This window comes from Segeticoccus rhizosphaerae (genome assembly GCF_009192725.1).
Classification (GTDB): Bacteria; Actinomycetota; Actinomycetes; order Actinomycetales; family Dermatophilaceae; genus Segeticoccus; species Segeticoccus rhizosphaerae.
Window position 1 is genome coordinate 1 of sequence record NZ_VOHR01000150.1, and the last position, 8916, is coordinate 8916.

10 protein-coding genes and 1 pseudogene are annotated in these 8916 nt (G+C 70.9%); 4 read left to right on the plus strand and 7 right to left on the minus strand.

Annotated features, from left to right (window positions below):
• The 3 genes and pseudogenes from FRW57_RS12665 to FRW57_RS12675 form a co-directional block, all read right to left on the minus strand.
• Window positions 1-408 (minus strand): annotated as a pseudogene (locus FRW57_RS12665) (3-methyladenine DNA glycosylase); the annotation flags it as partial.
• A 22-nt stretch (window positions 409-430) separates the two neighbouring features.
• Entirely contained in the window at window positions 431-2128 is a 1698-nt protein-coding gene (locus tag FRW57_RS12670; RefSeq protein ID WP_238999415.1) for a SulP family inorganic anion transporter, read from the minus strand.
• Window positions 2125-2514, minus strand: a complete 390-nt coding sequence (locus FRW57_RS12675; protein ID WP_137122365.1) for an ArsR/SmtB family transcription factor — start codon at window positions 2512-2514, stop codon at window positions 2125-2127. The genes FRW57_RS12670 and FRW57_RS12675 overlap by 4 nt, the downstream gene beginning before the upstream one ends.
• Before the next feature lie 141 nt (window positions 2515-2655).
• Between FRW57_RS12675 and FRW57_RS12680 the strand changes: the two genes are divergently transcribed.
• On the plus strand, window positions 2656-3429 hold the full coding sequence (locus FRW57_RS12680; protein WP_137122364.1) for a fumarylacetoacetate hydrolase family protein: 774 nt from the start codon (window positions 2656-2658) through the stop codon (window positions 3427-3429).
• A gap of 401 nt (window positions 3430-3830) precedes the next feature.
• Entirely contained in the window at window positions 3831-4340 is a 510-nt protein-coding gene (locus tag FRW57_RS12685) for a hypothetical protein (protein WP_152186134.1), read from the plus strand.
• Between the two features lie 43 nt (window positions 4341-4383).
• Here the strand turns inward: FRW57_RS12685 and FRW57_RS12690 are convergent, their stop codons facing one another.
• Window positions 4384-4839, minus strand: a complete 456-nt coding sequence (locus FRW57_RS12690) for a MarR family winged helix-turn-helix transcriptional regulator (protein WP_152186135.1) — start codon at window positions 4837-4839, stop codon at window positions 4384-4386.
• 57 nt (window positions 4840-4896) lie between these two features.
• Between FRW57_RS12690 and FRW57_RS12695 the strand changes: the two genes are divergently transcribed.
• Window positions 4897-5112 carry a hypothetical protein gene (locus FRW57_RS12695; protein ID WP_152186136.1) on the plus strand — a complete coding sequence of 72 codons (216 nt, stop codon included), beginning with the start codon at window positions 4897-4899 and terminating at the stop codon, window positions 5110-5112.
• Window positions 5109-5507, plus strand: a complete 399-nt coding sequence (locus tag FRW57_RS12700) for a DoxX family protein (RefSeq protein ID WP_152186137.1) — start codon at window positions 5109-5111, stop codon at window positions 5505-5507. Before FRW57_RS12695 ends, FRW57_RS12700 begins: the two co-directional genes overlap by 4 nt.
• Window positions 5508-5548: 41 nt before the next feature.
• Here the strand turns inward: FRW57_RS12700 and FRW57_RS12705 are convergent, their stop codons facing one another.
• The 3 genes from FRW57_RS12705 to FRW57_RS12715 form a co-directional block, all read right to left on the minus strand.
• Window positions 5549-6682, minus strand: coding sequence for a bifunctional 2-methylcitrate synthase/citrate synthase (locus tag FRW57_RS12705; protein ID WP_152186138.1), 1134 nt, complete (start codon window positions 6680-6682; stop codon window positions 5549-5551).
• A 28-nt stretch (window positions 6683-6710) separates the two neighbouring features.
• Complete coding sequence (gene prpB, locus FRW57_RS12710) at window positions 6711-7610, minus strand: methylisocitrate lyase (RefSeq protein WP_137122359.1); 900 nt, start codon at window positions 7608-7610, stop codon at window positions 6711-6713.
• A partial coding sequence (locus FRW57_RS12715) for an MmgE/PrpD family protein (protein WP_152186139.1) occupies window positions 7610-8916 on the minus strand: 1307 nt, incomplete at its 5' end. The genes prpB and FRW57_RS12715, both read right to left, overlap by 1 nt.

The following is an 8916-nucleotide window of genomic DNA, read 5'->3' on the forward strand; positions in this document are numbered from 1 at the left end:
GTCGGGGTCGAGACGGTGCACCATGGCCCACTCGTGCAGCCCGAAGCACCCGAGGCGCGGCGCGCGGTCGGCCGTCGCGGCCAGCAGCCGGCGGATGAACCGGACCGCGTCGCCCCGTGCGGCCAGGAAGCCCGGCAGGTCCAGCGTGGCGACGTGCCCGTCATACGTGTAGTGCTTCCAGCCGGTGCGCTCGGACCCTCCCTCGAGGGTGATGCCGGGTCCGGGGTGCCAGCGACGCAGCTGCGCGGGGCGGTGGGAGTAGTAGGTGAACAGGAAGTCCTCGACCGGGTGGGCGCGATCCTCGGGCCGCAGCCGGCGGCGTTCGCGGTGGCCACGGGTCGCCTCGTCAACCCGCGTCTCGTGGGCGGACGCGAGCGCTCCCCACCGTTCCCGGGTCAGCCGTTCCATGGTGGTCCAGCCTACGCAACGCTCAGTGCGGCACGCGCTGCACGTGGTCGCGGGCGTGCTCGAGCGCCGAGTCGAGGTCGTGGAAGAGGTGCCGTTCGTGCGACAGGCCGTTGAGCACGCCGGCGCCACGCATGATCGGCAGGTAGCGTGGCGGAATCCCCTTGAGCAGCACGGTGATTCCCCGTAGCTGCAGGTGCGTGACGATCTCGGCGAGGGCGTTGGCTCCGGTGGCGTCGACGACCCGGACGCCGGAGAGGCGCAGCACCACGACGCGGACGTCGGCCACGTCGGTGAGCTCGTCGAGGAACCGCTGCGCCGCGCCGAAGAAGAGGGCACCGTCGATCCGGTAGACGGCGATGTGCTCGCGCATCAGGCTCTGCTCGTCCTCGGTGTCGAGACCGTCTGCGACCGGCAGCGTCTCGGGGTGCGCCCCGCTGACGCGAGCGACCTGGCGCAGGGCGAGGATCGCGGCGACTGCGATGCCCACCTCCACCGCCACGATGAGGTCGAAGGTCACGGTGGCGAGCGCGGTCAGCGTGAAGACGATCATGTCGGAGCGCGTGGTGCGGAAGATCGAACGGATGGCCACGCGGTCGACCATCCGGCCGGCCGTGACGATGAGGACGCCGGCAAGGGCGGCGAGCGGGATCGTCGCGACGAGCTCGGAGCCGACCAGGACGACGACGACCAGGACGAGTGCGTGCACGACCGACGAGATCCGGGTGCGGGCACCGGCACGCACGTTGACGGCGGTGCGCGCGATCGCACCGGTCGCGGGCATGCCTCCGAAGACCCCGCTCGCGACGTTGGCCAGCCCCTGCCCGATCAGCTCGCGGTCGGGGTCGGTCTTGGTCGTGTCCGACATGCCGTCGGAGACCTTGGCGGACAGGAGGCTCTCGATCGCGGCGAGGAAGGCGATGGCGACGGCGCTGCCCATCAACGACGTGACGACCGGGAGGCTGAGGTCGGGCAGCGCGAACGCCGGCAGAGACGACGGGATCTCGCCGATCCGGGCGATGGGGGCCTCGACCAGCTCGGCCAGGACGGTGGCGACGATGACCGCGATCAGCGAGGCCGGCAGGGTGCGGCGGATGCGGGGGAGCAGCACCATCAGCGCGATCACGAGAAGCACGAGGGCGAGGGCGAGCAACGACGTGGTGTGGCCCGCCTCGAGCACGGCGCGTGCCGCGATCAACGCGGTGTTCTCGCCCTCCGGCTTGGGAACGTCGAGAGCGAGGGGCACCTGTTGCAGCCCGATGATCGTGGCGATGCCGAGCGTGAAGCCGGCGACCACGGGCCACGGGATGTAGGCCACGGCGCGTCCCAGCCGGGCCACTCCCATGGCCATGACGAGCACACCGGCGATCACCGAGATGGCGAACACCGCGCCGGCGCCCTGACTCGCGAGGACCGGCAGCAGCACCACGGTCATGGCGCCGGTCGGGCCGGAGACCTGCACGTTGGAACCACCGAAGACCGCGGCGACCAGTCCGGCCACGATCGCGGTGGTGAGCCCGGCCCCCGCGCCGAGTCCGGACGTCACGCCGAACGCGAGTGCGAGGGGCAGCGCAACCACACCTACGGTGATGCCGGCGAGCACGTCGTGGCGCCAGCTCCGGGAGAGGCCGGTGTAGTCCGCGCGGCCGGGCAGGAGTCGCCCGGCGGCGTAGGTGAACGTGGTGGCGGCTCCACGCAGATCGCGTCGGGTCGCCGACGTCACCGCGATCCTGCCGGGTTGCGCCGGGACGGCTGGACGCTGGGCAGCTCCTCGAGCTCCTCGAGTGCCTCCCGCCGCTGGTCCAGCACGCCGAGCAGGAAGCGCTTGGCGTCGGCCAGCAGATCGGCCACCGCGGGGTGCGCCAGCTGGTAGGCCACCGAGTTGCCCTCACGCCGCGCCGTCACGACGCCCGAACGGCGCAGGACGCCGAGGTGCTGGGACAGGTGCGAGGCCTCGAGCTCGGTAACGGCCAGCAGGGCGCTCACCGCCTGCTCCCCGGGCACGAGCAGCTCGAGCAGGCGCACGCGCACCGGGTGTCCGAGGGCCTTGAACAGCTCGGCCTTGATCTCGTGCACCGGCGCGTCGATCCCGACGTGGCGTAGCGGCACTGGGGCCTCTCCGATCCCTCGTGATGAATTGATGAATTCGTCAAGTCATGAAGACTAGCGGGCGTATGCCGTGCGGGCAACTCGGGCGGGGAGTGAGGGCGGCCGAGCCGGGCGCCATACATCGACGGGTAGAGTCCAGCCGTGCGCATCGCGAGGTATACCACTGACGAGGACCCCACGTTCGGCTTGGTCGACGGTGCGGGCGAGAAGATCGCGGAGCTGGCGGGGGACCCGCTCTTCACCCCGATCTCGCTGACCGGCAACACGGTGCGGGTCGACGAGGTGCGGTTGCTCGCGCCGGTGATCCCGCGCAGCAAGGTCATCGGCATCGGCAAGAACTACGCCGAGCACGCCCGCGAGATGGGTGGGGAGGCTCCCGCCGAGCCGTTGATGTTCCTCATCCCCAACACCGCCGTCGTCGGGCCCGACGACCCGGTGGTCATGCCACCGCAGAGCAGCAACGTGCACTACGAGGGCGAGCTCGCGGTCGTCATCGGCCGGATGTGCAAGGACCTGCCGGTCGAACGGGTCAAGGACGTGATCTTCGGCTACACCTGCGCCGACGACGTCACGGCGCGAGACCTGCAGCGCAGCGACGGCCAGTGGTCGCGGGCCAAGGGGTTCGACACCTTCTGCCCGCTCGGACCGTGGATCGAGACCGACCTCGACACCTCGGGGCTCTCGCTGGTGACCCGGCGGGACGGCGAGGTCGTCCAGGACGGCACGACCGCCGACATGATCCACGACGTGGCCGCGCTGATCTCGCACGCCTCCCACGCCTTCACCCTGCTGCCGGGCGACGTGATCCTGACCGGGACACCGGCGGGGGTCGGTCCGGTCGAGGCCGGCCAGCGGGTCGAGGTGGAGATCGAGGGCATCGGCACCCTCGGCAATCCCTTCGTTCGCCGCGACTGAGCTCCAGCTCCGGAGGGCCGGCCGGGTCGGACACCGCTCTCGAGCAATGGGGGCGTCCGATGGGGTAATCACCCCACGCGGTTTCCCCAGCACCGCGGGCGGGCGCTCGGTTGTCCACAGGCGGCACGGATGGGTCGTCTAGCAGGGTGTGACGGGTCCACGGTCGAGGGCATGCAGCAACTCGATCTCCTGGCGGACCGTCAGCGGGGCGTCCTGAGCCGCGCCCAGTGCCTGGCTGCCGGCCTCACTGTCGAGAGCGTGTCCGCCAGCTCGAGCAGAGGCGTCACCGTCGCGCCGCGTGGCCACCGTGCACCAGTGTCGAGGACACCGTGCTCGACCTGGCTGAAGCCGCGAACGCCGCGGGAGCGCAAGCCTGGGTGGCTCAGGCCTGCCAGCGCCGTATGACCACCCCGCCACGGATCGAGGACGCGTTGGATCGGCGCGCTCGACACCGATGGCGTGACCTGTTGAAGGCTGCGCTGGACGACGTGGTTGACGGGGCGGAGAGCATCGCGGAGATGCGCTACATCCGCAGGGTGGAACGCGCCCACGGGCTGCCGACGGCCACGCGCCAGCTGCGCAGCGTGAGAGGGGGCCGCCGGCGTCGCGACGACAACGCCTACGTCGAGCAGAAGGTGCTCGTCGAGGTCGACGGCCAGGTCGGCCACGTCGGCGTGGGTCGGCTCGCCGACCTGCGTCGTGACCGGGCCTCGGCTGTGGAGGGCTGGCTCCCGGTGCGGGTGGGCTGGCCCGACGTGGGTGAGCAGTGTTGTGCCACGGCTCGTGACCTCGCGGCCGTGCTGACGTCCCGGGGCTGGACCGGGCAGCTGCGCCGCTGCGGTCCGGGCTGCACGGCGCTGACGGCACCGGGGGAGCATCGGGGCTCAGAGCGGGGAGGTCTCGTGGGGTGATCACCCCACCAGACCTCCCCGCGCCGCGGCTGAGTCGGGAACCTCAGGGGATCTCCTCCTCGAGGATCAGTTGCAGGGCTCGACGCAGCCGGCCCGCCTCGGCCTCGCCGAGCCGGTCCGCCAGCCAGATGTCGAAGGCATCGATGACCTCCACGCCCTTCTCCAGGGCACGCCAACCCTTGGGGGTCGCACGCACCAGCCGGGCACGACCATCGGTGGGGTCGGCCACGGTCTCGAGGTAGCCGTGCTCCACCAGGTAGGCGATCAACTCGCCCATCGCCTGTTTGGTCATCTGTGCCCGAGCGGCCAGCACACTCGGACGGGTGCCTTCGGGGTCGAGCCCGATGAACGGCGCGGCGTGGGCGGAGCGCAGGTCCGTGAATCCCGCCTCCGCCAGGGCGGCATCAAGCCTCGAGCCGAGTCGGGCACCCGCGGAGCTCATCAGGGTCCCCAGCGGAAGGTCGCGGTCCCTCAGCGGATTGGTAATGCGCTTGACCATTTCTCTCTTACCCTCCTAACCTCGATTGATCAGGAACCTTACCAATGAGGAGATGGCATGGAGCGCATGGACGCGGTACGTCGCGCCGGAGGAGTGATCTGGGTGGTGGCCGGGTTGGTCATCATGTGCGGATGGAGCTTGACGGCGCCGCCGGATGCGCCCGGACTGGTGACGTGGACGGTGGTGGCCGTCATCGGTCTTGGCGCCGGCGCGCTTCTCACAGCTCGCGACTCCGCCTGGCGTTGGTGGGCGGGCCGGCTGGCCGGGTCGTGATCGGTGTGGAGCTGCTCGGCGCCGTCGGCGACCGGTTCGGCCTGCTCGGGGCTCCGGGCGCACCCGGTGTCTCCTGGGGTGACTGGGGGCACTTCCGCGCCGAGACCGCGGAGCTGGTGCCGTGGTCGGTGCTGGTCGAGCCGGCCGCCGTCGTCGCGACCGTGGCGGAACTGGCCCTGGGGGTGCTGTTGCTCCTCGGCGTGTGGTGGCGGTGGGTCGGCAAGGCGACCGCTGGGTTGTTCACGATCTACCTGGCCGCCATGATTTCGGGGATGGGGGCCGCCTCGGTGCTGCAGTTCGGCGTGCCGGTGCTGATTGGTGGTGCCCTGTTGGCGTCGGCGCGGGGGACCCGCACGGGACGGCGGGCTCCGGACTGGGGACGTCTGGTGGGGTGATCACCCCACCAGACCTCCCCGCAGTCGAAGTGTGCCCGGGGTCAGGGGACGTGGCGCTCGTCCGGCCCGACGTAGGCGGACAGCGGCCGGATGAGCGCGTTCGCCTCCCGCTGCTCCCGGATGTGCGCGGTCCACCCGATGACGCGGCTCGCGACGAACAGCGGGGTGAACTGCTCGGTGTCGAAACCCATGAGGTGGTAGGCCGGTCCGGAGGGGTAGTCCACGTTGGGTTTGATGCCGGTGCGGCTCGCCATCTCGTCCTTGAGTGCGCGGTAGAGCGTGAGCAGGTCGGGCCGCTCGTAGTGCCCTGCGAGCGTCTCCAGGGCGTCCTCCATGGTCGGCACGCGTGAATCCCCGTGCTTGTAGACGCGGTGCCCGAACCCCATGACCTTGCGGTGCCCGCCGAGGGCGTCGTCCAGCCACCTCGGCACGCCGTCGGCCGAGCCGATCTCGTCGAAGGCGTGCATGACCGCCTCGTTGGCACCGCCGTGCAACGGGCCCTTGAGCGCGCCGATCGCGCCGACGACGGCCGAGTAGTAGTCCGACAGCGTGGAGGTGATCACCCGGGCGGTGAACGTCGACGCGTTGAAGCCGTGCTCGGCATACAGGATCATCGAGGTGTCGAAGGCCTGGCGCACCGGATCGTCCGGCTCCTTGCCGAAGACCATGGACAGGAAGTTCGCGCTGTAGCCGAGGTCGTCGCGGGGTGGCAGCAGCGGCAGGCCGTGCCGGCGCCGCTGGTCGTAGGCGATGACCGCCGGCAGCCTGGCGAAGAGGGCGACCGCCTGGTCGATCAGCGCCTCGGGATCCGCCGAGGTCGGGTCGGTGGCCCCGATCTCGCTGACGACGGTGCGCAGCACGTCCATCGGGTGGGCGTCCGTCGGCAGGGAGTCGATCAGGGTCTTCGTCGTCGCGTCGAGCTCGCGGCCGCCGCGCTCACTGCGGGTGAAGGCCGCCAGCTGCTCGGCGTCGGGCAGCTCCCCGAGCAGCAGCAGGTGCGCGACCTCCTCGAACGACCTGTCGGCGGCCAGCTCGTGCACCGGATAACCGCGGTAGAGAAGAGAATTGGTCTCGGAGTTGACCTGTGAGACCGCCGTGCGGTCGACGACGACCCCCTCCAGTCCCTTCCTGATGTCAGGCGTGGAGTCGTCGTGCGTGTCGTCGGATGTGGCCATCGCGGCCTCCTTGGTGGCGCCGAGCGCCTCAGCGGGTGACGGTGAAGTTGAAGACCCCCGAGTCGAACTGGTTGTAGCCCTCGTAGTCGACGAGGTCGTAGAGGTCGGCGCGGTGTTGCATCTGTGGCAGCACCGCCTGCAACGAACCGGCGGCATCCAGCTCCTCCAGGCCCCGCGCGGCCGCTCCCATCGCGAGCCGCAGCAGCGAGACCGGCCAGATCACCAGGTTGACGCCGACGTCCCGAAGCTGGTCGACGGTGAACAGCTCCGACTTGCCGAACTCGGTCATGTTGGCGAGGACCGGCACGTCCACCGCTGCCCGGACCGTCGCGAACTCCTCCAGCGAGGTCATCGCCTCGGGAAAGATCGCGTCGGCGCCGGCGTCGACCAGAGCCTTGGCGCGGTCCACCGCCGCCTGCAGACCCGAGACCGCCCGGATGTCGGTGCGGGCCATGATCAGCAGGTTGGGGTCGCGGCGGGCGTCCACGGCCGCGCGGATCCGCTTCAGGGCAGTGGCCTCGTCGACGACCTCCTTGCCGTCGAGGTGGCCACAGCGCTTGGGGTTGACCTGGTCCTCGATGTGCAGCCCGGCCACGCCGGCGTCCTCGAGCTCCTGCACGGTGCGCGCGACGTTCATCGGTTCCCCGAAACCGGTGTCCACGTCCACCAGCGCGGGCAGGTTGGTCATCCGGGCGATCTGGTGCGACCGGCCGGCGACCTCGGTCAGGGTGGTGAGCCCGATGTCCGGCAGTCCCAGATCGGCCGAGAGCACGGCGCCGGAGATGTAGACCCCGTCGAAGCCGTGCCGCTCGATCAGCCGCGCCGACAGCGGGTTGAAGGCTCCCGGGACCCGCTGCAGCTCGCCGCTGGCCAGGGCGGCGCGGAAGGCCACCCGCTTGGCGGCGGCGGTGGACTCGGCATACAGCATCAGAACAGTCCTTTCGGTGCGGCGGCGTCCTCCAACAACCCGGGCGCCGCGACCACGGTCAGGCCGCCGAGCTCCTCAGCGGTCAGTTCGGGCAGTCGCTCGGCGGTCTCGATGAAGCGGTCGATCTCGGCCGGCTCGAGCACGCCCTGCGCCAGGGTGCGGAACTTGAGGACGTAGTCCTTGCGGGCGAACGGCCTGGCCCCGAGGGGGTGTGCGTCGGCGACCGCGATCTCGTCGGTGATCAGGGCGCCGTCGGCCAGCTGCACCTCGACGGCACCGCCGAATGCTTGTTCCGCCGGGTCCAGGCTGTGGTAGCGCCGGGTCCACTCCGGGTCCTCCCGGGTGCTGATCTTGCGCCACAGCGCCACGGTGTCGGGCCGATGAGCCCGCTCGGGGGCGTAGGAGGTCTCGTGGTCCCAGGCCCCGTCCTGCAGGGCGACCGCGAAGATGTAGGGGATCGAGTGGTCCAGGGTCTCGCGGGAGGCGTCGGGGGAGTACTTCTGCGGGTCGTTCGAGCCCGAGCCGATGACGTCGTGGGTGTGTTGGCTGGACCGCAGGACGATGGACGCCACCTGGCCCGGGTCCGCGACCTGCGGGTGCGCCTTGCGGAGGCGTCGCGCCAGGTCGATCCACGCCTGCGCCTGGTACTCCGCGGAGTACTCCTTGGTGAACGAGTCGAGGATCGCCCGCTTCGGCTCCCCCGGCGCGGGCAGCTGCACGTCGTAGGTCGCGTCCGGTCCGTCCAGCAGCCACGCGATGACGCCGTCCTCGCCCTCGTAGATCGGGGTCGGGCTGGTCTGACCGCGCATCGCCCGGTCGACCGCCTCGATCGCCATCTTGCCGGCGAACGCGGGGGCGTAGGCCTTCCACGAGGAGATCTCGCCCTTGCGGGACTGCCGCGTCGCCGTCGTCACGTGCAGCGCCTGCCCGATCGCCTGGAAGATCACCTCCGGGTCCAGGCCGAGCAGCGTCCCGATGCCCGCAGCCACTGAGGGCCCGAGGTGGGCAACGTGGTCGATCTTGTGGCGGTGCAGGCTGATCGAGCGGGACAGGTCGATCTGCACCTCGTAGCCGGTGGCGATCCCTCGCACCACGTCCAGGCCGGTCAGACCGTGCGCAGCGGCGTGCTGAGCCACGGCCACGACGGGCGGGATGTTGTCGCCGGGGTGCGAGTACTCGGCCGACAGGAACGTGTCGTGGTAGTCGAGCTCGCGCACCGCCACCCCGCCGGCCCAGGCGGCCCACTCCAAGGAGGCCCGCTGGTTGGGCGGCACGCCGACCACGGTCGCGCCGGCGCCGCCGGTCG